32 protein-coding genes are annotated in these 23,602 nt (G+C 64.4%); 12 read left to right on the top strand and 20 right to left on the bottom strand.

The window, feature by feature from the left end; genetic code table 11:
* Positions 1-28: 28 nt before the first annotated feature.
* From atpA to merR, 10 genes are all read right to left on the bottom strand, one after another.
* Positions 29-1,579 carry a F0F1 ATP synthase subunit alpha gene (gene atpA / locus RHOOR92_RS0112200; RefSeq protein ID WP_027484058.1) on the bottom strand — a complete coding sequence of 517 codons (1,551 nt, stop codon included), beginning with the start codon at positions 1,577-1,579 and terminating at the stop codon, positions 29-31.
* 61 nt (positions 1,580-1,640) lie between these two features.
* A complete protein-coding gene (locus RHOOR92_RS0112195) occupies positions 1,641-2,174 on the bottom strand; it encodes a F0F1 ATP synthase subunit delta (RefSeq protein ID WP_027490338.1) in 534 nt (177 codons plus the stop codon).
* A gap of 3 nt (positions 2,175-2,177) precedes the next feature.
* Entirely contained in the window at positions 2,178-2,648 is a 471-nt protein-coding gene (locus tag RHOOR92_RS0112190) for a F0F1 ATP synthase subunit B (protein WP_027490337.1), read from the bottom strand.
* A 102-nt stretch (positions 2,649-2,750) separates the two neighbouring features.
* The gene (gene atpE, locus RHOOR92_RS0112185) at positions 2,751-3,044 is read right to left on the bottom strand and encodes a F0F1 ATP synthase subunit C (RefSeq protein ID WP_007512411.1); all 294 of its coding nucleotides are present in this window, start codon (positions 3,042-3,044) and stop codon (positions 2,751-2,753) included.
* 66 nt (positions 3,045-3,110) lie between these two features.
* The gene (atpB, locus tag RHOOR92_RS0112180; protein ID WP_027490336.1) at positions 3,111-3,929 is read right to left on the bottom strand and encodes a F0F1 ATP synthase subunit A; all 819 of its coding nucleotides are present in this window, start codon (positions 3,927-3,929) and stop codon (positions 3,111-3,113) included.
* A gap of 3 nt (positions 3,930-3,932) precedes the next feature.
* On the bottom strand, positions 3,933-4,262 hold the full coding sequence (locus tag RHOOR92_RS0112175) for a hypothetical protein (RefSeq protein ID WP_231378386.1): 330 nt from the start codon (positions 4,260-4,262) through the stop codon (positions 3,933-3,935).
* Positions 4,263-4,554: 292 nt separating this feature from the next.
* Positions 4,555-4,944: a phasin family protein gene (locus tag RHOOR92_RS0112170; protein ID WP_027490334.1), complete on the bottom strand. Its 390-nt coding sequence runs from the start codon at positions 4,942-4,944 to the stop codon at positions 4,555-4,557.
* 152 nt (positions 4,945-5,096) lie between these two features.
* Positions 5,097-5,459, bottom strand: a complete 363-nt coding sequence (queD, locus tag RHOOR92_RS0112165; protein ID WP_007512421.1) for a 6-carboxytetrahydropterin synthase QueD — start codon at positions 5,457-5,459, stop codon at positions 5,097-5,099.
* Between the two features lie 376 nt (positions 5,460-5,835).
* Positions 5,836-6,120 (bottom strand): hypothetical protein, encoded by a 285-nt coding sequence (locus RHOOR92_RS0112160; RefSeq protein ID WP_155950246.1) that lies wholly within the window; start codon positions 6,118-6,120, stop codon positions 5,836-5,838.
* A gap of 69 nt (positions 6,121-6,189) precedes the next feature.
* Positions 6,190-6,597 (bottom strand): Hg(II)-responsive transcriptional regulator, encoded by a 408-nt coding sequence (merR, locus tag RHOOR92_RS19360; RefSeq protein WP_007512423.1) that lies wholly within the window; start codon positions 6,595-6,597, stop codon positions 6,190-6,192.
* A gap of 70 nt (positions 6,598-6,667) precedes the next feature.
* Here merR and merT point away from each other — a divergent pair, with 70 nt between their 5' ends.
* The 5 genes from merT (at position 6,668) to RHOOR92_RS0112130 (ending at position 11,225) form a co-directional block, all read left to right on the top strand.
* A complete protein-coding gene (gene merT, locus RHOOR92_RS0112150) occupies positions 6,668-7,018 on the top strand; it encodes a mercuric ion transporter MerT (protein ID WP_007512424.1) in 351 nt (116 codons plus the stop codon).
* A gap of 12 nt (positions 7,019-7,030) precedes the next feature.
* Entirely contained in the window at positions 7,031-7,309 is a 279-nt protein-coding gene (gene merP / locus RHOOR92_RS0112145; RefSeq protein ID WP_027484050.1) for a mercury resistance system periplasmic binding protein MerP, read from the top strand.
* A gap of 463 nt (positions 7,310-7,772) precedes the next feature.
* Positions 7,773-9,452 carry a mercury(II) reductase gene (merA, locus tag RHOOR92_RS0112140; RefSeq protein WP_051281213.1) on the top strand — a complete coding sequence of 560 codons (1,680 nt, stop codon included), beginning with the start codon at positions 7,773-7,775 and terminating at the stop codon, positions 9,450-9,452.
* A gap of 13 nt (positions 9,453-9,465) precedes the next feature.
* The gene (locus tag RHOOR92_RS0112135) at positions 9,466-9,828 is read left to right on the top strand and encodes a MerC domain-containing protein (RefSeq protein ID WP_007512427.1); all 363 of its coding nucleotides are present in this window, start codon (positions 9,466-9,468) and stop codon (positions 9,826-9,828) included.
* A 41-nt stretch (positions 9,829-9,869) separates the two neighbouring features.
* On the top strand, positions 9,870-11,225 hold the full coding sequence (locus tag RHOOR92_RS0112130; protein ID WP_027490330.1) for an NAD(P)/FAD-dependent oxidoreductase: 1,356 nt from the start codon (positions 9,870-9,872) through the stop codon (positions 11,223-11,225).
* A gap of 10 nt (positions 11,226-11,235) precedes the next feature.
* Here the strand turns inward: RHOOR92_RS0112130 and RHOOR92_RS0112125 are convergent, their stop codons facing one another.
* From RHOOR92_RS0112125 to RHOOR92_RS0112115, 3 genes are all read right to left on the bottom strand, one after another.
* Entirely contained in the window at positions 11,236-11,637 is a 402-nt protein-coding gene (locus RHOOR92_RS0112125; protein ID WP_027490329.1) for a MerR family transcriptional regulator, read from the bottom strand.
* The gene (locus RHOOR92_RS0112120; protein WP_015449089.1) at positions 11,634-11,888 is read right to left on the bottom strand and encodes a thioredoxin family protein; all 255 of its coding nucleotides are present in this window, start codon (positions 11,886-11,888) and stop codon (positions 11,634-11,636) included. The genes RHOOR92_RS0112125 and RHOOR92_RS0112120 overlap by 4 nt, the downstream gene beginning before the upstream one ends.
* Before the next feature lie 87 nt (positions 11,889-11,975).
* On the bottom strand, positions 11,976-12,899 hold the full coding sequence (locus tag RHOOR92_RS0112115) for a transporter (RefSeq protein ID WP_037115401.1): 924 nt from the start codon (positions 12,897-12,899) through the stop codon (positions 11,976-11,978).
* Positions 12,900-13,102: 203 nt separating this feature from the next.
* Between RHOOR92_RS0112115 and RHOOR92_RS0112110 the strand changes: the two genes are divergently transcribed.
* Together RHOOR92_RS0112110 and RHOOR92_RS0112105 are read left to right on the top strand one after the other, a co-directional pair.
* Complete coding sequence (locus tag RHOOR92_RS0112110) at positions 13,103-13,483, top strand: heavy-metal-associated domain-containing protein (RefSeq protein WP_027490327.1); 381 nt, start codon at positions 13,103-13,105, stop codon at positions 13,481-13,483.
* A 1-nt stretch (position 13,484) separates the two neighbouring features.
* Positions 13,485-14,504: an NHL repeat-containing protein gene (locus RHOOR92_RS0112105; protein WP_027490326.1), complete on the top strand. Its 1,020-nt coding sequence runs from the start codon at positions 13,485-13,487 to the stop codon at positions 14,502-14,504.
* 87 nt (positions 14,505-14,591) lie between these two features.
* Here the strand turns inward: RHOOR92_RS0112105 and RHOOR92_RS0112100 are convergent, their stop codons facing one another.
* From RHOOR92_RS0112100 to RHOOR92_RS0112070, 7 genes are all read right to left on the bottom strand, one after another.
* Complete coding sequence (locus RHOOR92_RS0112100; RefSeq protein WP_015449093.1) at positions 14,592-15,452, bottom strand: sterol desaturase family protein; 861 nt, start codon at positions 15,450-15,452, stop codon at positions 14,592-14,594.
* 142 nt (positions 15,453-15,594) lie between these two features.
* On the bottom strand, positions 15,595-15,852 hold the full coding sequence (locus RHOOR92_RS0112095) for a hypothetical protein (protein ID WP_015449094.1): 258 nt from the start codon (positions 15,850-15,852) through the stop codon (positions 15,595-15,597).
* Between the two features lie 238 nt (positions 15,853-16,090).
* Positions 16,091-16,645 (bottom strand): peroxidase-related enzyme, encoded by a 555-nt coding sequence (locus RHOOR92_RS0112090; RefSeq protein ID WP_007512437.1) that lies wholly within the window; start codon positions 16,643-16,645, stop codon positions 16,091-16,093.
* Positions 16,646-17,404 carry a haloacid dehalogenase type II gene (locus RHOOR92_RS0112085; RefSeq protein ID WP_015449095.1) on the bottom strand — a complete coding sequence of 253 codons (759 nt, stop codon included), beginning with the start codon at positions 17,402-17,404 and terminating at the stop codon, positions 16,646-16,648.
* Positions 17,391-17,810: a hypothetical protein gene (locus tag RHOOR92_RS0112080; RefSeq protein WP_007512441.1), complete on the bottom strand. Its 420-nt coding sequence runs from the start codon at positions 17,808-17,810 to the stop codon at positions 17,391-17,393. Before RHOOR92_RS0112080 ends, RHOOR92_RS0112085 begins: the two co-directional genes overlap by 14 nt.
* A gap of 122 nt (positions 17,811-17,932) precedes the next feature.
* A complete protein-coding gene (locus tag RHOOR92_RS0112075; RefSeq protein WP_007512443.1) occupies positions 17,933-18,253 on the bottom strand; it encodes an EthD family reductase in 321 nt (106 codons plus the stop codon).
* A 115-nt stretch (positions 18,254-18,368) separates the two neighbouring features.
* Positions 18,369-18,926 (bottom strand): carboxymuconolactone decarboxylase family protein, encoded by a 558-nt coding sequence (locus RHOOR92_RS0112070; protein WP_015449096.1) that lies wholly within the window; start codon positions 18,924-18,926, stop codon positions 18,369-18,371.
* Positions 18,927-19,065: 139 nt separating this feature from the next.
* Between RHOOR92_RS0112070 and RHOOR92_RS0112065 the strand changes: the two genes are divergently transcribed.
* The 5 genes from RHOOR92_RS0112065 (at position 19,066) to RHOOR92_RS0112045 (ending at position 23,467) form a co-directional block, all read left to right on the top strand.
* On the top strand, positions 19,066-19,920 hold the full coding sequence (locus tag RHOOR92_RS0112065; protein WP_015449097.1) for an AraC family transcriptional regulator: 855 nt from the start codon (positions 19,066-19,068) through the stop codon (positions 19,918-19,920).
* 352 nt (positions 19,921-20,272) lie between these two features.
* Complete coding sequence (locus RHOOR92_RS18815) at positions 20,273-20,779, top strand: CBS domain-containing protein (RefSeq protein WP_051281211.1); 507 nt, start codon at positions 20,273-20,275, stop codon at positions 20,777-20,779.
* Positions 20,780-20,958: 179 nt separating this feature from the next.
* Positions 20,959-21,417 (top strand): hypothetical protein, encoded by a 459-nt coding sequence (locus RHOOR92_RS19045; protein WP_155950245.1) that lies wholly within the window; start codon positions 20,959-20,961, stop codon positions 21,415-21,417.
* 318 nt (positions 21,418-21,735) lie between these two features.
* Positions 21,736-22,017, top strand: coding sequence for a DUF427 domain-containing protein (locus RHOOR92_RS0112050; protein ID WP_027490325.1), 282 nt, complete (start codon positions 21,736-21,738; stop codon positions 22,015-22,017).
* 76 nt (positions 22,018-22,093) lie between these two features.
* A complete protein-coding gene (locus RHOOR92_RS0112045) occupies positions 22,094-23,467 on the top strand; it encodes a patatin-like phospholipase family protein (protein WP_231378385.1) in 1,374 nt (457 codons plus the stop codon).
* Positions 23,468-23,602: the final 135 nt, after the last annotated feature.

Here is a 23,602-nt window from a genome sequence, read left to right as displayed (position 1 = left end):
CCTCCCTTCCGATTCGCCACTACCCGTATTACCAGCTGCCGGTCTTCTTGTACTCGTCCAGCGAGGCCTTGAAGACCGCCTCGATGTCCTTGTCCCAGTTGCCGGTGGCCACGATGGTCTTCATCAGGTCGGCGTGGTTCTGATGCATGAACGCGTGCAGGCCCTTCTCGAACGCCAGCACCTGATTCACCGGCAGGTCGTCCAGGTAGCCCTGCTCGGCGGCGTACACCGACAGCGCCAGCTCGGCGATCGACAGCGGCGAATACTGCTTCTGCTTCATCAGCTCGGTGACGCGCTGGCCGCGGTCCAGCTGGGCGCGGGTGGCCGGGTCCAGGTCCGAGGCGAACTGCGCGAACGCGGCCAGCTCGCGGAACTGCGCCAGGGCCAGCTTCACGCCGCCGGACAGCTTCTTCACGATCTTCGTCTGCGCGGCGCCACCGACGCGGGACACCGAGATGCCGGCGTTCACGGCCGGGCGGATGCCGGCGTTGAACAGGTCGGTTTCCAGGAAGATCTGGCCGTCGGTGATCGAGATCACGTTGGTCGGCACGAACGCCGAAACGTCGCCGCCCTGGGTCTCGATGATCGGCAACGCGGTCAGCGAACCGGTCTTGCCCTTCACTTCACCGTTGGTGAACTTCTCGACGTACTCCTCGGACACGCGCGAGGCGCGCTCGAGCAGGCGCGAGTGGAGGTAGAACACGTCGCCTGGATACGCCTCGCGGCCCGGCGGGCGCTTCAGCAGCAGCGAGATCTGGCGGTAGGCCACGGCCTGCTTGGACAGGTCGTCGTACACGATCAGCGCGTCCTGGCCGCGGTCGCGGAAGTACTCGCCCATCGCGCAGCCGGAGTACGGCGCGACGTACTGCAGCGCGGCCGACTCGGACGCCGAGGCGACCACGATGATGGTGTTGGCCAGCGCGCCGTTCTCGTCGAGCTTGCGCACCACGTTGGCGATCGATGAACGCTTCTGGCCGATCGCGACGTAGATGCACTTAATGCCGGAATCCTTCTGCGCGATGATGGCGTCGATCGCCAGCGCGGTCTTGCCGGTCTGGCGGTCGCCGATGATCAGCTCGCGCTGGCCGCGGCCGACCGGGATCATCGCATCGACCGACTTGTAACCGGTCTGCAACGGCTGGTCGACCGACTTGCGCCAGATCACGCCCGGCGCGACCTTCTCGATCGGCGCGTTGAGCTTGGCGTTGAGCGGGCCCTTGCCGTCGATCGGATTGCCCAGCGCATCGACGACGCGGCCGAGCAGCTCGGGGCCGACCGGCACTTCGAGGATGCGACCGGTGGTCTTGGCGGTGTCGCCTTCGCGCAGGTGCTGGTATTCACCGAGCACCACCGCGCCGACCGAGTCGCGCTCGAGGTTCAGCGCCAGCGCATACGCGTTGCCCGGCAGCTCGATCATTTCGCCCTGCATCACATCGGCCAGGCCGTGGATGCGCACGATGCCGTCGGACACGCTGATGATCGTGCCCTCGTTGCGCGCTTCCGCGCCGAGCTTGAACTGCTCGATGCGGCTCTTGATCAGTTCGCTGATCTCGGACGGATTCAAAGTGGTGCTGGACATGGCAAGTTTTCCTGGGATTCGCGCCGCGTCAGCGGCACCCGATAGGTTTTGATTCTTTGGATCAGTGCGAAAGGGCGCTGGCCATCTGCGCCAGACGTCCGCGGGCGGAGCCGTCGATCACCTGTTCGCCGGTATCGATCACCACGCCGGCCAGCAGCGAGGCATCGACCCGGGTTTCCAGTTCGATCTCGCGCTTGAAGCGGCGCTTCAGCGATGCCTTGAGCTGCTCGGCCTGCGCGGCGTCCAGCGCCATCGCGCTGGTCACCTTGACCAGCAGCTGCGACTCGGACTCGCGCTTGAACGCCTCGAACAATTCGGCCACTTCCGGCAGCAGGACCAGCCGACGCTGCTCTGCCATCTCGCCGAGGAAGTGCCCGAACGGGCTGTCGGCGGCCGTGCCCGCGGGCAGATGCAGCGCCACCAGCTGTGCCGGCAGCACCCGCGGATCGTTGGCGAGGTCGGCCACGCGCGGGTCCTTCGCCACCGCGGCGGCGAACGCCAGCGCCTGCGACCAGGCGTCCAGCGTGCCGGCCGTATGCGCCACTTCGAAAGCGGCGCGGGCGTAGGGGCGAGCGAGGGTAATTGCCTGGGCCATGGATCAGATCTCGGCCGCGAGCTGGTCGAGCAAGGCCTTGTGCGTCGAGGCGTCGACCTCGCGCTGCACGATCTTGCTGGCGCCCTGCACGGCCAGCGCGCCGACCTGCTCGCGCAACTGGTCGCGGGCACGCTGCGCCATCGAGGCGATGTCGTCCTGCGCCGCCGCCTTCAGCCGGTTGATCTCGCTGACCGCTTCGCCACGGGCCTTCTCGATGATCTGGTTGGCCTGCTGCTGGGCCTTGTCGATGATCTCGGAGGCCTGCTGGCGGGCCTGCTTGATCTCGCCAGCCACCTTCACGTCCGCGCTCTTCAGCTCTGCGTGGGCGCGCTCGGCCGCATTCAGGCCTTCGGCGATCTTGACCTGGCGATCTTCGATGGCCTTGTTGATGTGCGGCCAGATGAAGTGGACGCTGAACCAGATCAGGATGGCGAACGAAATCATTTCGCCAATCAAGGTCGCGTTGAAATCCATCGCTGCGTTACCTGTAGATACGGAGTGGAACAGACCCGGGCATCACGCGGCGCCCGGATCGGATACGCGGTGGCGCCGCAACGGCGCCACCGGAGGATGTGCTTACTGGCCCGCGCCGGCAGCCGACAGGATCTTGCCCAACAGCGGGTTGGCCACTGCGAAGTACATCGCCAGCGCCACGCCGATCAGGAACGCGGCGTCGATCAGGCCAGCCAGCAGGAACATGCGGCCCTGCAGCAGCGGCACCAGCTCCGGCTGACGGGCAGCGGCCTCGAGGAACTTCGAACCCATGATGCCGATACCGATACAGGCGCCGAGTGCACCAAAACCGATGATCAGGCCGAGCGCGATGGCGGTGAAGCCCTGGATTTGTGCAAACTGAACGAGATGTTCCACGGTGATCTCCTGAGAAATACGAACTGAAGTCAAAACGGATGAAGCGAAGGGTTCGAGGTACGCGGATCAGTGGTGATCGTGTGCCATCGAGATGTACACGATCGTCAGCACCATGAAGATGAATGCCTGGATCGAGATGATCAGGATGTGGAAGATGCCCCACACCGTGTAGCCGATGATGCCCGCGCCGTACAACGCCCAGCCAGCCAGGCCGGCACCGGCACTGAACAGGCCGGCGATCAGCATGAACACCAGCTCGCCGGCGTACATGTTGCCGAACAGTCGCATCGCCAGGCTCACCGGCTTGGACGCCAGCTCGACCAGGTTCAGCGCGAAATTCGGGATCCACAGCGCCGGGTGCTTACCGAACGGCGCGGTGAACAGCTCGTGCATGTAGCCGCCGGCGCCCTTGGCCTTGAAGCTGTAGAAGATGATCAGCACGAACACCGTCAGCGACATCGCGAAGGTCATGTTGATGTCGGCGGTGGGCACGGCGCGGAAATGGCCGATGCCGAACTTCTCGGTGATCCACGGCAGCAGGTCCACCGGCAGCAGGTCCATCGCGTTCATCAGGAACACCCAGATGAACACGGTCAGCGCCAGCGGCCCGAGGATGCGGCGGTCGCCATGGAACACGTCCTTGACCTGGCCGTCGACGAACTCCAGCACGATCTCCACGAAGGCCTGGCCCTTGCCCGGCACGCCGGCGGTGGCCCTGCGCGCCTTCAGCCAGAACCACAGGCAGAACAGCACGCCCAACACCAGCGACACGGTGACCGAGTCGATGTGCACCGCCCAGAAGCCGCCCTCGCTGGTGTGCGGGGTCAGATGCTTCAAATGGTGCTGGATGTATTCGGTAAGACCGCCCTGCGGCTCGCTTGCCATGGATCAACCCTTGAATCTGAACGCCAGCAGATAAACCGCGTAAGCCGCCGCCAACCCCGTGATGGCGGCCGGCGGTGGCAACTTGAATTGGAACAGGATCACGACCAGCCCCCCAACGATCACGATCCATTTCAGGAACATGCCTGTCAGCAGGCGGCTCAACGCCACGCCCGCACCGCCGACGCCGCTGAAGAATCGCGCCGACATCAACGCGGTACCCAGCGCCACCGTCGTCGCGCCTGCCGCTGCCGCCGTCGCTTCGCGATGACCCAGCGCCAGGAAAACCAGGCCAGCCAGCAACGCCACAGCAAGCTGCAGCAGGATGATGCGCAAGGCGAGGCGTCGACCCGAGGCTAAACTGTTGAGCACGTAGCGTCTCCGCGCGGCCTGCACCAGGCGGCACCGATACAGCTGCGGGCCACGATCCAATCCGTAAAAGTATATCAGCGCGGCAATTGCAGCGACAAGCCATACAGCCTGCGGCATCGCGTCCGGCCGCCGGATTCCGTGACCCAATCGTCCCACCCGACTCACCGCCATGCATTGGCCGACGGCACACACAAACAGGGCCGAACTCGAGGTTCGGCCCTGTTTCATCGCATGGAGGCGCGACGGTGCTGCGGGATTACTTGGCGGCAGCCTTCTTGGCGGCGGCGACCGGCGCGGCAACGGCATCGTTGGCGGCCTGGCGCTGCTCCTGCACGAGCGCATTCAGCGACTCGGCGGTCTTCTGGGTGACCGCGAGCACTTCCTGCGAAACCGCCACCGCGCGCTCGGCGTTGTCACGGCTCAGGCTGGCACCCTTCTCCCACAGGCTGCGCAGGCCGTTGATGTCGCGGGCCTCCAGCGCCTCGGCGACGAATTCCGCGGAAGCCTTGGCCTGCTCCTCGAGGGCCTTGAGCTGCAACTCGGCGACTGTCTCCAGACCCTTCAGGGCCAGCGACTGCGCCTTGAACGCGCTGTCGGTGAACTGCTTGGTGTAGGCGAAAAGCTGGTTGTTGAGCTGCTGCGTCATGGCGTAGTCCTCGTGGAGGATGGGGTAGTGGCAGGCACTCTAGCAGCGGTTTTTGTGCATTGCAATATATTTTTTGTGGATCGTTCGCGATGTCAGCAAATATTCATTTGAAAACGCCAATTTATGACGGAACCATGAAACATTGCGACGCGTCAAAAGCTGTCACGACTACAACTCGCCCCGGAGGTGCAGGTTTCGTGCACCACCACCTTGTCCAGCCCCGAAAGGCGCGGCTGCAATCGTTGCCAGATCCAGCGCGCCAGCATCTCGCTGGTCGGGTTCTCCAGCCCTTCGATCTCGTTGAGGTAGTGGTGGTCGAGCTGGTCGAACAGCGGCGCGAAGGCCGCCTTCACGTCGGCAAAGTCCATCACCCAGCCCAGTTGCGGGTCCGGTTCACCCGCCAGATGGATCTCGATGCGGAACGAATGCCCGTGCAGCCGCGCGCACTTGTGCCCGGCCGGCACGTTCGGCAGCCGATGCGCCGCCTCGATCTGGAATACCTTGAAGATATGCATGGCGGACGCCCGCGTGTCGTGACGAGAGGGACCGACGGAAAGGCACACGCCCGGTTCTTGGTGGCTATGGGCGGAGGGGTAGCATAGCCACCAGTCGAACCGAGAACCTAGTGTTTCTGCGGCTTCCCGCCGACGCGGATTGGTCGATTGTAACAGTTGGTGTAGCAGTTGCTGCAGCACTTTACGTAGCCACCCATCTAGGTAGCCGAGGTCCGCGGGCGGCTGTCTGACTTGCGCTCAAGACGGAACATACCCGCCGCCCACCCTTATTCGGGGGTTAACAGCGGACTCGAACCATCGTCCATCGTGGTGCAGTTCGGGCAAGTCGTTCGTGCTTCCTCACAGCGCGCGGTCGGTTGCCCCACCTGACCTTCCCTTAGCGGCACCCCAAGAACCCCTTGTGAAACTCCTGCAGCAGCGTCAAGGCGCGCACAGGGTCTGCGCGGTCCATCTCGGCTGCCAGTCGAAGAGTGCCGGCCGGATCGACCTGCGGCTCCAGGATGCTGGTGATGGTGATGGTGGTGATGGACCGCTCGTTACCGGGCTGGTCAAGGACAGATCTTGCATCTGCACCTAGCAACCACGCGCCGGTGTTGATGCACAGCCGATGCGTAGCTGCGCCGGGTGTTTTCGCGCTGCGCCGCTTGCGGATAGGTTCCAAGCGAGTGGCATGGCATGGTCGGAACCATTCGTCAGTGGCATGGACGGAGGCAGTGGAGAAACATTGACGTCAACCGCCGTGCAACGAGGCAATAAGGGGGCAGCTGATCGCGCCGCGATGCGAACCACACTGAGTCACCAGTCGGGACAGGGCGGTCTCCATGCGCTTGAGGTCTTTCAGGCGCGCGCGTACATCGGCCAGGTGCCGCGCGGCGAATTCCGCCGCCTCGCTGCAATGAGTGCCGTCCTCCAACGTGAGCAGTTGCGCGACTTCGTCGAGGCTAAAACCCAGTCGCTGCGCCGATTTGACGAACTTCACCCGGGCCACGTCCGCATGGCTATAGCGACGAATACCGCCAAGAGGGCGTTCTGGTTCGGGTAACAGCCCTCTGCGCTGGTAGAAGCGGATCGTCTCGACACCAACTCCTGATGCCTTGGCGAAGGTGCCGATGGACAGGTTGTCTTGTGCCGAATTCATGGACTTGACTCCGTACTTGACTACGGAAATACATTACTGCCGCGACGACAAATTTGGAAGGAACATACACATGTCTGAACCCACCCACGGCAAGGGCGCTTTGGCCATCGGCGGCCTCGCGGCAATTCTTGCGTCCACTTGCTGCCTTGGTCCGTTAGTGCTGGTCATGCTGGGCTTTTCGGGAGCATGGATCGGCAATCTGACGATCTTGGAACCATATCGGCCGATCTTCATCGCGGCAGCCATAGTGCTGCTGTTCTTCGCTTACCGCCGCATCTTTCGTCCCGCCGCTGCCTGCCGGCCGGGCGAGGTGTGTGCCATCCCGCAAGTACGGGCAACCTACAAGATCGTCTTCTGGGTCGTCGTCGCGCTGGTGCTGGTCGCGCTGGCGTTTCCCTATGTTCTGCCACTGTTCTATTGAAGGAGACATTTCATGAAAATACTTTCTATGCTCATCGCCCTTGCCGCGGCCTTCAGTGCGCCTGCATGGGCGGCCACGCAGACCGCCACCCTGTCGGTGCCGGGCATGACGTGCTCCGCCTGTCCGGTCACAGTCAAGAAGGCGCTGTCCAAGGTGCCCGGTGTCGAAAAGACCCAGATCCTTCTCGAACAGCGCCAGGCCATCGTCACCTATGACGATGCCAAGACCAGCCTCGCCGATTTGACCAAGGCGACCACGGATGCCGGCTACCCATCGACGCAGGTGCGCTGATGGCCTTGGCGTGCGCGTGGCCGACAAGGCTGGCCTGGGCGGCAGCGTCGTTTTGGCGGCATCCTGCGTGAGCTGCTTTCCCGGTATTGGCAAGCTTGGGGGTGGCGGTGGGACTCGGTTCGCTGAGTCCGCACAAGGGGCTGTTCGTGCGCATCCTGCTACCGCTGTTCGCCGGCATCGCGCTGATAGCCGACGCTCGGCTGGCTCAGCCATCGCCAGTGTCGGCGCACCGCGGTGTGCCTGCTGGGTCCGGTCGCCGTGCCGGTTGCCATATTGCTGATGCGGGCATCGGGCTACCGCTCCGGCTGGTTGCTGTATCCGGGGCTGGCGCTGATGGTTCGCGTATCGATCTTCGTCCCCCTCTTGCGGCCAGGAAGAGTTTGCGTGGTACCCCTGGCCGGCAAGTGCTGATTTCCATGTGTGGCTCCCAAGTACGGGAGCGACTCACCAGGGCTGAATTTGCATGACTGAAACATACGATTTGAACAAACAGGCGCTCGAGGTCAGTGGCATGACCTGCCAGGCGTGCGCTCGCCACGTGCAGGAGGCGTTGTCCAGCGTGGATGGCGTGACCAGCGCCAGCGTGGACTATCCGACGGCTACCGCCCAGGTGGTGGCCGGTGCGGCGCTGTCCGTCGCCGCGCTCAATGCCGCACTGCCGCCGCCCTATCGCGTACGAGCGCTGGCGCGGCCGCCGGCCGCGGATCACGCGGCAAGGCATGGCGGGCCCGTGGCCGGCCATGACGCCCGTTTGCGTGTGGCGGTGATCGGCACCGGCGGCGCAGCAATGGCTGCGGCGCTCCGGGCCGCCGAGCGCGGTGCGCGGGTCACCGTGATCGAGCGCGGTACCGTCGGCGGCACCTGCGTCAACATCGGTTGCGTGCCTTCCAAGATCATGATCCGCGCCGCCCACGTCGCCCATACCCGCCGGCACAGCCCGTTCGATGGCGGCATCGACGCCGGGGCGCCGGCGATCCGGCGCGACGCGCTGCTGGCCCAGCAGCAGGCGCGGGTGGAGGAACTGCGCCATGCCAAGTACGAGCGCATCCTCGATGGCAATCCGGACATCACGCTGTTGCGCGGCGAAGCGCGCTTCGTCGACGGCCACACGTTGGGCGTGCGCCTGGCCGAAGGCGGCGAGCGCACGCTGGCGTTCGACCGTTGCCTGATCGCCGTCGGCGCGCGGCCGGCCGTGCCGCCGATCCCGGGCCTGGCCGGTACGCCGTACTGGACCTCTACCGACGCGTTGGCCGCCGATCACATTCCCAGGCGCCTGCTGGTACTCGGTTCGGCGGTGGTCGCCGCGGAGCTGGGCCAGGCTTATGCGCGGCTGGGCAGTGACGTGACGGTGATCGCCCGCAGCGAGCTGTTCTTCCGCGAGGACCCGGCCGTCGGCGAGGCGATCGGCCGGATCTTTGCTGACGAGGGTATCCGCGTGCTGCGTCAGACCCAGACCCGCGCGGTGCGCCATGAAAACGGCGAGTTCATCCTCGACACCAGCGCCGGCCAGCTGCGCGGCGATGCGCTGCTGGTAGCCACCGGCCGCACGCCCAACGGCGACACGCTGGAGTTGGCCCAAGCCGGCGTGCGCACGGGCAAGGGCGGTGCCATCGAAGTCGATGCGCAACTGCGCACTTCGGTGGCGCACATCTACGCCGCCGGCGACTGCACCGACCAGCCGCAGTTCGTCTATGTCGCCGCCGCCGGCGGCACCCGCGCCGCGATCAACATGACCGGCGGCGACGCCCAGCTCGATCTGTCGGCCATGCCAGCGGTGGTGTTCACCGAACCGCAGATCGCCACGGTGGGGCTGAGCGAGGCCGAGGCGCATCTGAAGGGTATCGAGACCGACAGCCGCACGCTCACCCTGGACAACGTGCCGCGCGCGCTCGCCAACTTCGACACGCGCGGCTTCATCAAGCTGGTGGTGGAGGCGGCCAGCGGCCGGCTGATCGGCGTGCAGGCGGTGGCCGACGGGGCCGGCGAGCTGATCCAGACCGCGGCCATCGCGCTACGCGCCGGGATGACCGCTGCCGAACTGGCCGACCAGCTGTTTCCGTACCTGACCATGGTCGAGGGGTTGAAGCTGGCCGCGCAGACCTTCAGCAAGGACGTCAAGCAACTTTCCTGCTGTGCGGGTTGAGGGAGACCATCGCATGAAAGATCTTCTCAAACAGCTGGGCAGCCTGCTCGGCGCGCTGTTCGCGGCGGCCTGCTGCCTGGGCCTGCCGCTGCTGCTCAGCGCGCTGTCGGCGGCCGGTCTGGGCTTTCTCATCCATGACGCGATCTTGATCCCGCTGCTGGCAGCCTTCGTGGCACTGAACCTGTGGCTGCTATGGCGGGCCACCGGCCGTCATGCCAGGCGGCAGCCGTTCGTGCTCGGTGTATTCGGCGGCGTACTGGCCGTGGTCGGCCTGTTCATCCACCCGCTGGCGGCGACGCTGGGCCTGCTGATGTTGGTGACCGCCAGTTTTTGGGATTTTGCCAACGGCCGCCGCGCGAGGACCTGCGCGCACTGAATGCGCTTTGCCGCCGCTGCCCTCACCGCCAGGAGTCCTGCGTGAGCCAACAAAGCTACGACCTCGTCGTCATCGGCAGCGGCACCGCCGCCAACGTCATCGCCTTCAATTGCCGCAAAGCCGGCTGGTCGGTGGCGATCATCGATCACCGGCCGTTCGGCGGTACTTGCGCGCTGCGCGGTTGCGACCCGAAGAAAATGCTGATCGCCGCCACCGAAGTGATCGACGGCTTTACGCGCATGGGCGCCATCGGCACCGTGCAAGGCGAGTTGCACATCGACTGGGCTGCGCTACAGCGGCACAAGCGTTCGTTCACCGATCCGGTGCCGGGTCATCGCGAACAGGCCTACGCCAAACAGGGCATTGATGCGTATCACGGCCGCGCCCGTTTCAGTGGACGCAACACCATCACAGTGGGCGATCGGACGCTCCATGCCAAGCACATCGCCATCGCTGCTGGCGCGGAACCGGTTTGGCTGCCGATCGAGGGCGCCGAGCACCTGGTCTTGAGCGATGACTTTCTGAATCTTGAATCGCTGCCCAGGCGCATCGTGCTGGTCGGCGGCGGCTACATCGGTTTCGAGTTTGCCCATATCGCCGCGCGCGCCGGCGCCGAAGTTTCGATCTTCAACCGGGGCGCGCAGCCGCTGGCCGGCTTCGATCCGGATCTGGTCGGCCTGCTGGTCGAACGCACCCGCGCGCTCGGCGTGGCGGTACATCTCGGCTATGAAGTGAAAGCGCTGTGCAAGCGCGGTGACGGTTTCGAAGTCGAGGCGCAAGGCCCGGACGGGCGTTTGGTCGTGGACGCCGACATGGTGATCCACAGTGGCGGGCGCGCGCCCGCACTGGAAGCACTGGATCTGGATGCGGCCGGTATCGCGCACGACCACGGCCGGCTGACGCTGGACAAGACCTTCCGCAGCACCTCCCATCCTGCGGTCTATGCCGCAGGCGATGCGTCCGGCGGGCCGTTGCCGCTGACCCCGGTGGCCGCACTGGAGGCCCACGCGGTGGTCGACAACCTCTTGCACGACAAGCACGTCACGGTCGACTACACCGGTATTCCCAGTGCCGTGTTCACCCTGCCGGTGCTGGCCCGCGTCGGTCTGCTCGAAGCCGAAGCCAGGGCGCAGGGTCTGCGCTTCAAGCTCAGCCACGCCAACGTGCCGGGCTGGTTCACTGCACGCCGTGTCAACGAATCATGCTACGGCTACAAGGTGTTGGTGGAGGATGGCAGCGATCGTATCCTTGGCGCCCATCTGATCGGTCCGGAGGCGGCCGAGGTGATCAACCTGTTCGGTTTCGCCATGCGCAGCGGGCTCGGCGCCGCCGCGATCCGCCGCGCCACCTTTGCCTACCCCACCGCAGCGTCGGATATTGAATCCATGCTGCCGTGACTCTGGAGCCTCAGCGCCGGTCACCGTCCAGTGATTCGAGAATCGGACAACCGTCTTCGCTGCCGGCGCACAGGTTCAACAGCAGTCGCAGCTCGTTGCGCAGCAGGCGCAGCGACTTCAGCCGGGTTTCCACCTGGGCCAGTTTTTCTCCGGCCACGCGGCGCACATCGGCTCGCGTCTGCTGCGGGCGTTCGCGCAAATGCAGCAGGTTGCCGATCTCGGCCAGCGAAAAATTCATTGCCTGCGCACGTTGGATGAACAGCAGCCGCGCCAGGTCGGCATCACCGTAGCGGCGACGTCCGCCGCTGTCGCGCAGCGCCCGCGGCAGCAGGTCGATCTTCTCGTAGTAGCGCAGCGTGTCCGCCGACATCCCGGCGCGCGTGGCCAGTTCACCGATGCTCCAACTGCTCATGCGAACTCCTTGCGCCGCAGCTTGCCCAGGACCGCGTTGCCCTGCCCGAACAGGCGGCCATCGATGACCACCGCCGGTGGCCGGGCGATACCGAGGCGGGCGGCTTGCTCCAGATGCTCCAGCACATCCCTCACTTCGGTATCGGCGTCGAACTGACGACACAGGTCGATCAGCTCGGTGGATACGCGCCGGCATGCCGGGCAATACATCGATGAGTAGACAACAATGTGCATGTGCAGGGGTTGCGGCATGACCTTGAGACTATGCCAGGCAGCAAAGGTGCAACGAGCGGCGGCTGTACTGCCATGGTGCCCCAAGCTCGCAGGATCGACGAGTATTCATCGGAAGTGCGTCCTGAAGCCGATATGGAAAATGTAGCGATCGCGCAATGCATGGCCGTTCATGTGCTGCGCGAGCGGAAGCTGCACAGCCGCTTCCAGCACGTAGTTCATGGTGACGAATTGCAGCCCCGGACTGACGAACCATTGCGTGCCTCCGCTATCGGCGACGTCCAGGCCGTTCATGCGGTCACGATCCGTGTGGATCAGATTGGTTTCCAGCACGCCGTAGAGGAACCGCGGGACTACGGTTCCCAATCGACGCGGCCATAGCCGGTACTGGAACGAGCCGTCGAGCTGGCTCACGGCGCCGGCCCGGTAATCATCGTGCGTGCCGGTAGCTTGGTAAGTGGCGTCGGCGTCGAACTCCCACGCCAGTGTCTGGTAGGTCGCGACGACCCCGGCCAGACCGCCCCAGGCGCCGGTGCCGTTCTGGAACGGCCGCGGCAACCGGCCGAAACGATCGACCGTATTACTGCTGCCGGTGGGCGCGATGACGCCGGCGAGCGACGCGATGCGAAAGGACCGGCCGAGTGCGTCGTGTTGGAACAGCGTGTAGCGCGCGAACAGCTGCGTGTCGCCAATCCCCGAGGCGGTGAGCCGCATACGGCCCATCGGGGTGGTCGCGTTCAGCGTCTTGTCCAGATACCAGGGGGTGACGGCAAACAGCGTCAGTTTGCTGGTGGCACCATAGGCCAGCACGTTGCCCAGCGCCCCGATGTGCACTTGACGGTCAAGGGTCGCGGCGTTGTCGTAGCGGTAACGCTGGACGTACTGCTCGCGCAGCAGCCACTGCCCCTGGGCCACCGGCAGTGCGGTATTGAAGGTGATCGGCGCCGCTGCGGCCAGAGCCGGCAGCAGGCAGGCCATCAGTGCGGCCAGCCTTCGTGTCACCCGGTGGTACGCCGGGGTGATCGATGTCATGTGGGCGACTCCATCAGTGACGTTTAAATAGGCAGCGCATCTCAGTGGGATGCCCATTCGCCAGGACTTCGAGAACCACGGTAGTGCTTGGAGTCAGCTCCATGTCAACAGTCATCTGAAAAAGACTTGACATGGAGTTGACTCCAAATGACACGCTTCCTGAGCCTCGTCCTTCGACAGGCGTTGATCCCAGGAGAATTTCCATGAGCAACAGCCTTCATCACCGCGTTTTGAACGTGTCCGGGATCGCTTTCGCCTCGGCACTGCTGACGCTTGCCACGACTTTTTGGGCGGCCTTTCCGGCTCAGGCGGCGACATCGACTCCGGCGCAACAAGCTTGGCCCGCCGACGCCTATGTCGTGCGCGTGGACGGATTGGCCTGTCCGTTCTGCGCTTATGGCATCGAGAAGCAGTTCGGCCGTATTCCGGGCGTCACCACCACCGACGTAAACCTCGCCAGTGGGGTGGTCGTGGTTCATGTCAAGCCCGGCACGCGTTTCGATCAGGCGCAAATCGCCCAGACCGTGCAGCAGGCCGGCTTCACGCTGAAGGACGTCGTGTCCCAACCGGCGGGAGGGCGTTGAGATGTGTCGAATCGTCAGGTGGGTCGCGATCTTCGGCACAGGCTTGGTCGGATTGCTCATCGTTGCCGGGCTGGTCATCGGGTTCGGCTTTGTACCCAAAGCGAAGGAACCCCCTTATCGGCTGGTCACCTCCTGGGGCAGCGCTGGCTCGGCACCGCGACAATTCGACGGCCCCAACGGCATCGCTGTTGCCGATCATCGTGTCTATGTAGCCGATTCGGTGAACCACCGGATCCAGATCTTCGACTCGCAGGGACACTTTCTGAGCGACATCGCGGTCGGCGCACAGGGTCTGCTGCCGCAGGCACGACCCATGAACCTGAATGTCGCGGGCGACAAGCTCTATGTCGGCGACTACTGGAACGACGCGGTGCAGGTGTACACGCTCGACGGGCGCCTGCTGAGTACCTTGGGCGGCCAACAGGGATCGGCACCGGGGCAGTTCCGCGCGCCCGGCGGTGCCAGCGCCGAGCCCGACGGCACCATCGTCGTGGCCGATTTCTATAACCAGCGCGTGCAGATGCTGTCGCCGCAAGGACGTTTTATTCGCCAGATCGGCATCACGGGACACAAGGGCTATGTGGCTGGCGGCAGCTTCAATTATCCGATGGACGTGGCTGTCTCTCCCTCGAACGGCCATTTCTACGTCGCCGATGGCTACAACGACCGCATCCAGGTGTTCGATCGGGACGGCCGCTTCTTGCGGATGTGGGGCGGCCCGTTCGGCCTGCATCTGCCCGCGTCGATCAACTTTCTCGGCGGACTGCGTGGCTGGTTCCGGACGCCGACTTCCATAGCCATCGGCCCGCAAGGCGAGGTGTTCGTGGCTGACCAGGAAAACAACCGGATTCAGAAGTTCACCGCCGATGGCCGCTTCCTGACCGCCTTCGACCAGCCGCCGCGGGCACCGGGGTATGGCGTCGGTGCGGTAGCCGTGACGGCGGACGGCGATGTCTATGTCACCGACCTAGCAGACCAGCACGTGGAGCGGTGGCAGCAGGACATGCCCGCTCATCGTTGAACTACTGACGGAGACGAGTCTCGGACGGTATCTGGCGGACGCAATCAGATCTGCTGCGTCGGGTATGGAACGCCGTGCCGATGTCGACTACGGCTTATACATACCGTCGGTGCGCTCTGGCCGGGCATTGATCGGATAGCTGTGCACCGGCCCGCGGAATGGCTGCCAAAGCATGCGGTCCAACCGCAACTCGCACGGGTCGCGGAATTGATTGATGCCTATCGTCATGCCGATCTGGCCGTCCTGCGGCTGGGCGCAATAGGTGCCGAAGAGGCGATCCCACCAGGGCAGGTTGAAGCCGAAGTTGGAGTTGGTCTCGTGCGGATGCCAGGAATGGTGCACGCGGTGCATGTCCGGCGTGACGAGAAGCCAGCGCAGCACGCCGTCCAGCCGCTGCGGCAGGCGAACGTTGCCGTGGTTGAACATGGAGGTGGCATTGAGCAGCACTTCAAAAGCCAGCACGGCCACTGCCGGCGCGCCCAGCGCCGCGATCACGCCTAGCTTGATGACCAAGGAAAGCACGATCTCGAACGGGTGGAAACGTGCGCCGGTGGTCAGGTCGAATTCGAGGTCGGTGTGGTGCACCCGGTGCAGTCGCCACAAGAGCGGCACTGCGTGAAACATCACGTGCTGCAGATAGACGGCCAGATCCAGCAGCAGTACGGCCGAGACCAGAGCCAGCCCGTCGGATACTCCGATCGCCTGAAGCAACCCTCCGCCATGGGCGGTGGCAAACAAGGCGACACCGACCGCCGCGGTGGGGAAAATCAGCCGCACGAACACGCTGTCGAGCACGACGATGCCCAGATTGCCGGGCCAGCGCTTCCATCGGCCGATGGCTTGGCGTCGCCTTGGCGCCAGCGCTTCCCACAGCGCCATCACGGCGAAGATGCCGAAAAAGGCGCCGAGCCGGATCGCGGGTTCGTGGATGAGCAGAAATCGGGTCATGGTTGGGAGCTCCGATCAGAAGGTCCGGCGAATCGGTTTCGCCCCGATTGGCCCCGGCGTCTCGCCTGCCGGCTGGGCAGGGTGGATGGCATGTGCCGTGCGGCCAGCCCCGTGCATGTGGATCCCGATTTTCGCGACGAGGTCACCCGGCCTCGTCGGATTCTGATCCGACCTGTCGAGAGACCAGGCCGAGGTTGGCAACGGTAAACGGAGTCAATACATTCATGGCGATCTTGATCGCCAGCGGCAGATCCCAAGGCCCGGCCAGCAGCTGCCCACCGACATTGAAAGCGCTCAGCCAGATCCCCACGAGCAGAGCCACCATGCAGGTTCGTTTCAGATGGGGCGGATGCCGCACGATTGCCCGGGTTCGGCGCAGGGTGACCATGATCCTGTTCATCCGGCGGTCCGGCACGGAACGATGCGCGATGGCACGACGTGGCCGAGCGGCCATGGCGGCGGCGGAACCGGAAGGCGGTCGGACATCATGCAGTATTCCTCCGGATCGACATGTCGTTGGCGGAACATTTTCCGTGTTCCGGGCCACAGCCGCCAGCTCAGGGCGGGGCGTGCCGATCGGGGAACGGTGCGCCCCACGGGGCATCAGGGGGTCCGTACGCCGGCGGCGGGCGATGCTCTCATCTGGCGTAACCTGCAACCTCTTGCGCGTCGGCTTCGACGCCCAGACCCAACGCGATCCGGTTGACGAAATTGAAATAGGCGGTGACCAGGTTGATACGCAGTATTTCCGCGTCGGTCAGACCTTCGGCGCGCAACGCGCCTACCTGTTCCTCGTCCATCGTCGAGGGAGAGACGGTGAGCCTGCGCGCGTAAAGCAGCATCGCGCGCAGCCGCGGCGCAGCGAGCCGATCCGGCGCGTCGCGCACCGTAGCCAGTATCCCTTCGTCCTTCTCGTAGCATCGAAGCGCCTCCAGATGGTGCGCCACGCAGTAGGCGCAGCCGTTGGCGGCCGAAACCGTGACCGCGATGGCCTCACGCTCGCGCCGGCTCAACGGACCGGCCGAGAACATCAGGTGCATGTAGAGATCGAGATGGTGCTGCAGCCCACCCGGGTCGAGGCTGTGCACGCCGAGGATACGTGCCACCTTGCCGCGCCGCGCCTTCACGGCATCATAGGTCTGCCGCAGCGGGCCTTGCGCTTCGCTGTCGGGGATTTCGCTGATCCAGCCCATTCAGGCGTCCTTTTGTCCGGTGTTGCGGATGGCATCGACGGCGGTCGAGGCCTCGATACGTGCCAATGCCTGACCAAGGCCGGACACCGCCGGCACATCCATCCAGGGGTATTCCCGCGGCAGTCCGGCGCGGTTGATCCAGAGTGCGCGCCATCCGCACGATGCGGCACCGGCCGCATCCCAGCCGTTGGACGAATGGAATGCGATGGATGACGGGACTGCCCCGAACGCCTTCGCGGCTGCGGCGTAGGCCCGCGCATCGGGCTTGAACATCTCCAGTGCATGCACCGAGTAAACGATGTCGACCAGATCATCGAGACCGGCCGCAGTCAGCGCCGTGTTCAGCATGGCCGTGGTGGCATTGGAAAATACCGCCACGAGCAACCCCAGGCGACGACAGGCGCCGAGCGCCTCGCGCACGTCCGGATAAGCATCCAGCTTCCGGTAGGCGTCGAGCAAAGCTTGCCGAACCACGCTGTCGCGGCGACCGAACGAGGCCAATGCATAGTCGAGCGCCTCCTCGGTGACCTGCCAGAAATCGGCGTACCGCCCCATCAGACTACGCGTCCAGCTGTATTCAAGCTGCCTCTGTCGCCACAACGTTGATATGCGTTCGGCGTCCGGGCCAACGATCCCGGCCAGGCGGGCCATGGCCGAATGCACGTCGAACAGGGTTCCGTAGGCGTCGAAGACCGCGATGGCCGGAGGTGCCGTGTCCACCCTCTGTACGTCAGGAATATCGTGGTCATGGATGGGCATGGCGGGCACCGTCGACGGTAAACCCATCGCTGTCGCGCAGCAGGTACAGCGCCACGCACGCTGCCAGCATGGGCCACGCCGTGAAGAACAGCAGGTTGGCGCCTTCGTGGGGATGCAGGTACTGGTGCCACGACGACAGCGTGGAGCCCGCGTGCAAGAGCATTACGGCGCCATAGGAGAAACGGCGCAAAACCCCGATGACGAAGGCCAGCAGGAGCAACAGTTCAAGCGCACCCAGGATGGTGAACGCCGAGGCGCCTAGTCCCGCCATGGCGTAGAAGCGCTCGAATACACCGGCGGCGTGCTCGGGACGGATGAACTTGTCCAGGGCCCACATCAGCATCACCAGGAACACTGTCAGCCGCAACCCAAGCAGCGACAAGCTCAGACGATTCGTGGAGTTCACGGAATGGCTCCTCGGCAGGTGGATGTATCGGTGGAGTGCGGCGGAGCACGGCTTCGTTGCCGGGCACCCCGATAGCCGCTTTTTGCGCGTGATGCCTGATTCCACCGGGTGGAACGGTCTTCCTAGCCCCGCTCCACCAGGACTTCGCTGATCTGGATCACCGGAGCAATATCGGTGAAGTTGCGCAGGTCTTCCAGGAGTTCGGCGGCGTGCGGCCCGAAGCCGTTCTGGAACGCCTCCACCGAGTCGCAGAAGATGTGGCTCATGCCGAGATAGGTCGGTGCCGTATCGGGCGATCCGCCGGCCAGCCCCTTGTCGATCGAGTAGTACCTGCAGCTCTCGCCCATGCGGCGCTTCACGAGGGGCATGTGTGTCTCGCGGTAGTACGCATGGTCGAACCTGGCTCCAGGGGCGTACGGGTACATCACGCTTGCTTTGATCATTCGTGCTTCCCAGGAAGGGCGGGCAGTGCGGCACGTGTGGATGGCACTGCCCTGATCGGAGTGGTGGCGATCGGGTTGACCGACCCGTCCACATAACGTCGTTCGGGTACCGCGCTTACGCTGGGCGATGCCAGGCTTCGCCGGAGAATTCCTTGTTGGTCAAGGTCCCGGTCAGGTGGTTGGCGTAGTTGCTCAGCGTCTTCATGCTGACGCCCAGCACGACTTCGAGCGCCTGCTGATGGGTGAACCCGGCCTTGAGAAAGGCTTCCAGCGGCGCCCCCGCGACCCAGCCGCGCTCCTTCACCATGCTGCGGGTGAACGAGGACAGCGCCTGCAGCCGCGCGTCCGGCACCGTGGTGCGGTTTCGCAACGCATCGACGACGTCATCGGGAGCCTTGGCCATCTTGCGCGCGATCATCGAGTGGGCGGCGACGCAGAATTCACAGCCGTTCTCCACGCTGGCGGTCAGCAGCACCACCTGGCGTTCCACCGGGTTGAATGACGTCTTGTCGAACTGCGAAGACAGGCCGAAATAGGCCTCCAGCGCCGCTGGCGCATTGGCGAGGTTGGCATACAGGTTGGGCACGAAGCCCATCTGCTTTTGCGCGCCCTGCAGCAGCGCGCGCGCCGCCCCGGGAGCCGTGTCGGGAGTTTGCAAGGTGAATTCGCTCATGGGTCATACTCCTTGGTGGTTGGATGTGCGGCCGATCGGATGTCGCGTCGGCCCCGGGCATACTTTGACAACCGGCCGGGGCGGCAGCCATGCCCGCAGCGCGCGCATGCTTGTCCCTGCGTCTTGATCTGGAGCTGGCGTGGACGAACTGAGCGAATTGATGCGCCATCTGCGCCTGCAGACACGCGTGTTTCATCGGACTGCCCATTGTGGGCAGTGGACCCTCGACGCTGAGTACGAGCGCAAGGCGATGTTCCATCTGGTGGCTGGTGGCTCCTGTGTGCTGCGCACGGACGATGGCACGGCCGACGTGGCGCTGCAGGCCGGCGACGCGGTGTTGTTCATCCGCCCACAGGACCACTGCCTGATCGCTCCGCGTGACGCTGACGACACCGTCGCCACGCTGCTGTTGTGCGGTTACTTCGAGTTTGACTCGCCACTGGCCGAAGTGTTGCTGGCTTCATTGCCGGCACAGATGCTGCTTCGACACCACCCGACGCCGGAGGATATGGCGTCCGGAGCGCCGGCGGCGCTGCTGCAGTTGATCATCGCCGAGGCCGAGCAGAACGGCCCCGGCGCCATGCTGCTGATGGACAAGCTGTCCGATGCGCTGTTCATGTACGCACTGCGACAGTGCGTGACCTCGGGTACCGTGGAACGGGGGTTGTTGAGCGCGATGTCCGATCCTTCCCTGGGTGCGTCGCTGCTGGCCGTGCATCATGATCCGCAGCACCCCTGGACGGTTGCCGCTCTCGCCGACACCGCACATCTGTCGCGAGCCGCGTTCGCGCGGCGGTTTGTCCAGGCGGTCGGGGTCACCCCCATGGACTACGTCACCGGCCTGCGCATGCAGCAGGCACAGTCGGCGCTGGCCGAGCGTGGCGTCAGCGTGGCCGAGGCGGCGGTGATCGCCGGCTATGCGACGGAGGCCGCGTTCAGTCGCGCCTTCAAGCGCATCCACGGGCGTTCGCCGGGCGCCTCGCGGTCGTCGTGAGACGCCAATGAATCCGATGGGCGGTTTGCCTGCTCTATGCGGGTGAGAGCGTTGCACAGCGGCAGAGGGAGTTCACCGCCATCCCCCCGTGCTCACGGGCAGTGAATTCCGAGCCTACCGGACCCGCTGTGCACGCCCTCGCCCATCGTGGGTCGTCTGATCGTGCTGGCAGGGCCGGACATTCGATGCACGATGGGCTCCCGTCGCTGCACGGGCGGGCATTCCCATTCACATCGAGGCCGACCCGATGCCATTCCGTCCTGTTGCGACCCATGTACACGGTGTTCCCGTAACGGTCTCCAAGTGCCGCACAGGCGGGGAAACGCGGCTGCTGGAGCAGGATCCCGCGTTGATGGCCATGGTGGATTTTCATTGGGTATGCCCGGTCACGGTCGAGCCGGAACATAAGATCGACGACGCCCTTCAGAACATGATCGGCGCGCGTGTCCGCACGCTGCTGGTGATGGCCGAGGCGCATATGATCGGACTGATCACCGCTTATGACATCCAGGGTCAGAAGCCGCTGCAGTTCTTGCGGGGTTCCGACTGCATTCACCCGAAATGCCGGCATGAGGACATCGAGGTCGCCGACATCATGACACCGTTGGCGACCCTGCCGATGCTTCGGCTTGAAGATGTCCTCAGGGCGCGGATAGGCGACATCCTGGAAACCTTCCGAGAGACCCACCAGACCCATCTCCTGGTCACGGATCGGCATGGCGGGCAAGCCACCATGGTTCGCGGATTGATCTCGCTGACCGAAATCGAACGAAGGCTCGGCATTTCGACTGACCATGCATCCGCCGTCCTGATCGAGCAGGAATTGTCTGGCTTGCAACGGTCGGCGGTGCGGGATTGATCGGCTTGCCACGCATGACCACTGAGGACCCCCCTATGCCGGGACGGATGGAGCCCGCCCGCCGTCACATGGGAATGCGCGGCGACTGGACGATACTTGCGGAGGCTTGCTCGCCTGCCATGGATCCGTGCAGGAGAGCTGGTGCCCGTCTCCGCCTTCATTTTCTTCTCACGACCCTGATGCTCATCAGCCTGTCCGGCGGCGCGGCGAGGGCAACAAGCGTCGACCTTGCCGCCGGGGGCAGCGTCACCAGTGGACAGCGCCTCACGTCGGTCGCCGCGTTGGACGTGCTGGGCACTGCACGCTCTTGGAAAGGCATCGAGGTGCAGCCCGACATGGGGCTCTCCTACGTGGCGGCCCGCCGGTACCAAGGGGGAGATTTCGACCGCAGTGTCTGGGTTGCTGCGGCAGGCATTCGTCTGCCGGAGCTCTGGCACCACATGTTTTTCAGCTTTCAGCTGGGGGCAGCGACGCCACGGACGAAAGCCTTGAGCAGCACTCAGCAATTTGTGAGCTCGTTGGGCTGGTCCCGGCACGGCTTCGCCATCCTGATAAGGCATGTCTCCAACGGCGGCACGCGGAAGCCGAATCTCGGCGAGACGATGCTGCTGGTCGGCGTGGACATGAAGACGCCGTGACGAAACGCATGAACCGTCGCGGCGTCGATACGTGAAGATTCTTCGTGATCTGCCCGCCGTGGTGAATCCTTTTGCTTGCCCGTCGACTCTACGAAGCAGGCTTCGCCTGGCGGTCGGGTGGCGAGGGCCATCCTTCGGATTACTCGCCTGCCGGCCGGTATGCTGCCGGCGCAGGAATCTTCCGATCTGATTTGAGGGTGGTTGCGTTCGTCGGAAGTACGGGTGCGCCTGGCGTTGCCGGGAAGGATCAAGGTGCATATGCCATCCAGCAGTGGACCGTGGGCGCCGAGTGGTGCGCCGTCAACGAGGAGAAGCGTCATGCGTGCAGTGTGGAAAAACACCGTCATTGCAGAAAGCGCCCATACGATCGTGGTCGAGGGCAACCACTACTTCCCGCGCGAATCGCTCAAGCGGGAGAACTTTCGCGAAAGCGACCACCATTCGGTGTGCCACTGGAAAGGCACGGCCAGTTACCTGGATGTCATCGTCGAGGGTGACGTCAACTCCGACGCGGCCTGGTACTACCCGGACCCGAAACCGGCGGCTGCCGAAATCCGCGATCACGTCGCGTTCTGGCGAGGGGTCAAGGTGCAGTCCTGAAAGGGGACATGCGCAAGGGGGCATCATGGCGGATTCAGGTGAAGGGCCTGCCACGAGGGACGCGACGCATGACTTGTTGCGCGGCCTGTCCAGACTCTTGTTGCTCGGCTTGCTCCTGGCCGGGCCGACGGGTTGCGCGACGCGCACGTGGAATACCCGGATCAAGCCGGTCGGAGTGGAGGATCGCTACGAGTTCGGGACGCGCTTTCCGCACGCCATCCGCGATACCTTCGTCGTACTCGCCTTTTCCGGCGGCGGTACCCGTGCGGCCGCCTTCAGCTATGGCGTGCTGGAAAAATTGCGCGATACCGAGGTGATGGCAGGAGGGCAGCGGACGCCCCTGCTGAATCTGGTGGACGTGATCACGTCGGTTTCCGGCGGGAGCTATACGGCGGCTTACTACGGACTGTTCGGCGACCGCATCTTCCGCGACTTCCGGTTCCGGTTTCTGTACCGCGACTGGCAGGGCGAGCTGCTGGGCCTGCTGTGGCGCCCCGATCACCTGCTATCGATCGCCGGTCGCCATTACAGTCGCAGCGACCTGGTGGCCGCCTACCTCGATCGCACTTTGCTCGAAGGGAAGACCTTCGCCGATATGTCGCCGGCCGGATTGCCGATGATCATCCTCAACGCGAGCGACCTGAACAACGCCACGACGTTTTCCTTTATCCAGCAGCAGTTCGATTTCCTGTGCTCGGATCTGTCCACCTATCCGGTGGCCAACGCGGTGATGGCATCGGCCGCCGTACCGGGACTGTTTGCGCCGATCGCCCTGCGCAATTACCCCGATTGCCCGCAACGCCACCAGTCGTGGGTGACCCAGTCACTGGCGCATGACGACATGCTGGACCGTCGCTACGCCGTAGCCCGCGCGCTTTTGCGCTACGGCGATCCGCAGCAGATGCCGATCCTGCGCCTCGCCGATGGCGGCGTGACCGACAACCTCGGCGTGCGTGGTTCGATGATGAGCCCTGTCGCGCAATATGGTGATGTGCCGAACATGGCGGGTGCGTTCACGCCGGAACAACTTCGCCGCGTGCGACACGTCCTGGTCATCGTCGCCAACGCGCAGGTCTACGCGCCCTATGCGTGGTCAGTGGAGGGTCGCGCACCGGGTCTGATCAATACGATGCGTGCCTCATTCGATGCGTCACTGGGCATTCTCAACACCGAAACCGTCTCCCTCGCCAAGAATGGCTTCCTGATGTGGGCCCGGCACGTCAGTGCCACGCGCCCACCGGGCGAACCCGGGGTCAAGGTCGATTTCGCCGTACTGACGTTCAACCAGATCGCAGACCCCGCCGAGCGGCAGCGCTTCAATGCGATGCCGACCGCCTTTCATCTGCGCTCCACCCAGGTTGATGCCCTGCGCGCCCTGGCGGGGCAGTTGCTCGGAGAGTCACCGGAGTTCCAGTCGTTCCTGCGGGATATGCGGCGCGACGAGCATTGACGTTCGTTCGAGGTTTGAATCTTTTCGTCGCAAGGCCGCCTCTCTCCTTTGAGACCCAAAAGTCTCTGCCTTGTTCCGATACCTCAACCTGGAGATTCCTATGAAAAATTCCTTGAAGCTGGCTTCGCTGGCCGC

Origin of the sequence: Rhodanobacter sp. OR92, from assembly GCF_000427545.1 — a bacterium.
Lineage (GTDB): Bacteria > Pseudomonadota > Gammaproteobacteria > Xanthomonadales > Rhodanobacteraceae > Rhodanobacter > Rhodanobacter denitrificans.
The sequence above is the reverse complement of the archived record's forward strand: the minus strand, read 5'-3'. Positions and strand labels throughout refer to the sequence as shown.

Bases quoted from the DNA above. Each gene is read 5' to 3' on its own strand.
- RHOOR92_RS0112195 (WP_027490338.1), bottom strand. From the start codon at position 2,174: ATGGCCCAGGCAATTACCCTCGCTCGCCCCTACGCCCGCGCCGCTTTC.
- RHOOR92_RS0112120 (WP_015449089.1), bottom strand. From the start codon at position 11,888: ATGCCGCAACCCCTGCACATGCACATTGTTGTCTACTCATCGATGTAT.
- RHOOR92_RS0112170 (WP_027490334.1), bottom strand. From the start codon at position 4,944: ATGACGCAGCAGCTCAACAACCAGCTTTTCGCCTACACCAAGCAGTTC.
- merR (WP_007512423.1), bottom strand. From the start codon at position 6,597: ATGAATTCGGCACAAGACAACCTGTCCATCGGCACCTTCGCCAAGGCA.
- atpA (WP_027484058.1), bottom strand. From the start codon at position 1,579: ATGTCCAGCACCACTTTGAATCCGTCCGAGATCAGCGAACTGATCAAG.
- RHOOR92_RS0112135 (WP_007512427.1), top strand. From the start codon at position 9,466: ATGAAAGATCTTCTCAAACAGCTGGGCAGCCTGCTCGGCGCGCTGTTC.
- merP (WP_027484050.1), top strand. From the start codon at position 7,031: ATGAAAATACTTTCTATGCTCATCGCCCTTGCCGCGGCCTTCAGTGCG.
- RHOOR92_RS0112075 (WP_007512443.1), bottom strand. From the start codon at position 18,253: ATGATCAAAGCAAGCGTGATGTACCCGTACGCCCCTGGAGCCAGGTTC.
- RHOOR92_RS0112115 (WP_037115401.1), bottom strand. From the start codon at position 12,899: ATGACATCGATCACCCCGGCGTACCACCGGGTGACACGAAGGCTGGCC.
- atpB (WP_027490336.1), bottom strand. From the start codon at position 3,929: ATGGCAAGCGAGCCGCAGGGCGGTCTTACCGAATACATCCAGCACCAT.
- RHOOR92_RS0112100 (WP_015449093.1), bottom strand. From the start codon at position 15,452: ATGACCCGATTTCTGCTCATCCACGAACCCGCGATCCGGCTCGGCGCC.
- RHOOR92_RS0112090 (WP_007512437.1), bottom strand. From the start codon at position 16,645: ATGGGCTGGATCAGCGAAATCCCCGACAGCGAAGCGCAAGGCCCGCTG.
- RHOOR92_RS18815 (WP_051281211.1), top strand. From the start codon at position 20,273: ATGGCCATGGTGGATTTTCATTGGGTATGCCCGGTCACGGTCGAGCCG.
- RHOOR92_RS0112190 (WP_027490337.1), bottom strand. From the start codon at position 2,648: ATGGATTTCAACGCGACCTTGATTGGCGAAATGATTTCGTTCGCCATC.
- RHOOR92_RS0112110 (WP_027490327.1), top strand. From the start codon at position 13,103: ATGAGCAACAGCCTTCATCACCGCGTTTTGAACGTGTCCGGGATCGCT.
- merA (WP_051281213.1), top strand. From the start codon at position 7,773: ATGACTGAAACATACGATTTGAACAAACAGGCGCTCGAGGTCAGTGGC.
- RHOOR92_RS0112125 (WP_027490329.1), bottom strand. From the start codon at position 11,637: ATGAGCAGTTGGAGCATCGGTGAACTGGCCACGCGCGCCGGGATGTCG.
- RHOOR92_RS0112070 (WP_015449096.1), bottom strand. From the start codon at position 18,926: ATGAGCGAATTCACCTTGCAAACTCCCGACACGGCTCCCGGGGCGGCG.
- RHOOR92_RS19045 (WP_155950245.1), top strand. From the start codon at position 20,959: ATGCTCATCAGCCTGTCCGGCGGCGCGGCGAGGGCAACAAGCGTCGAC.
- queD (WP_007512421.1), bottom strand. From the start codon at position 5,459: ATGCATATCTTCAAGGTATTCCAGATCGAGGCGGCGCATCGGCTGCCG.
- RHOOR92_RS0112105 (WP_027490326.1), top strand. From the start codon at position 13,485: ATGTGTCGAATCGTCAGGTGGGTCGCGATCTTCGGCACAGGCTTGGTC.
- merT (WP_007512424.1), top strand. From the start codon at position 6,668: ATGTCTGAACCCACCCACGGCAAGGGCGCTTTGGCCATCGGCGGCCTC.
- RHOOR92_RS0112085 (WP_015449095.1), bottom strand. From the start codon at position 17,404: ATGCCCATCCATGACCACGATATTCCTGACGTACAGAGGGTGGACACG.
- RHOOR92_RS0112050 (WP_027490325.1), top strand. From the start codon at position 21,736: ATGCGTGCAGTGTGGAAAAACACCGTCATTGCAGAAAGCGCCCATACG.
- RHOOR92_RS0112095 (WP_015449094.1), bottom strand. From the start codon at position 15,852: ATGAACAGGATCATGGTCACCCTGCGCCGAACCCGGGCAATCGTGCGG.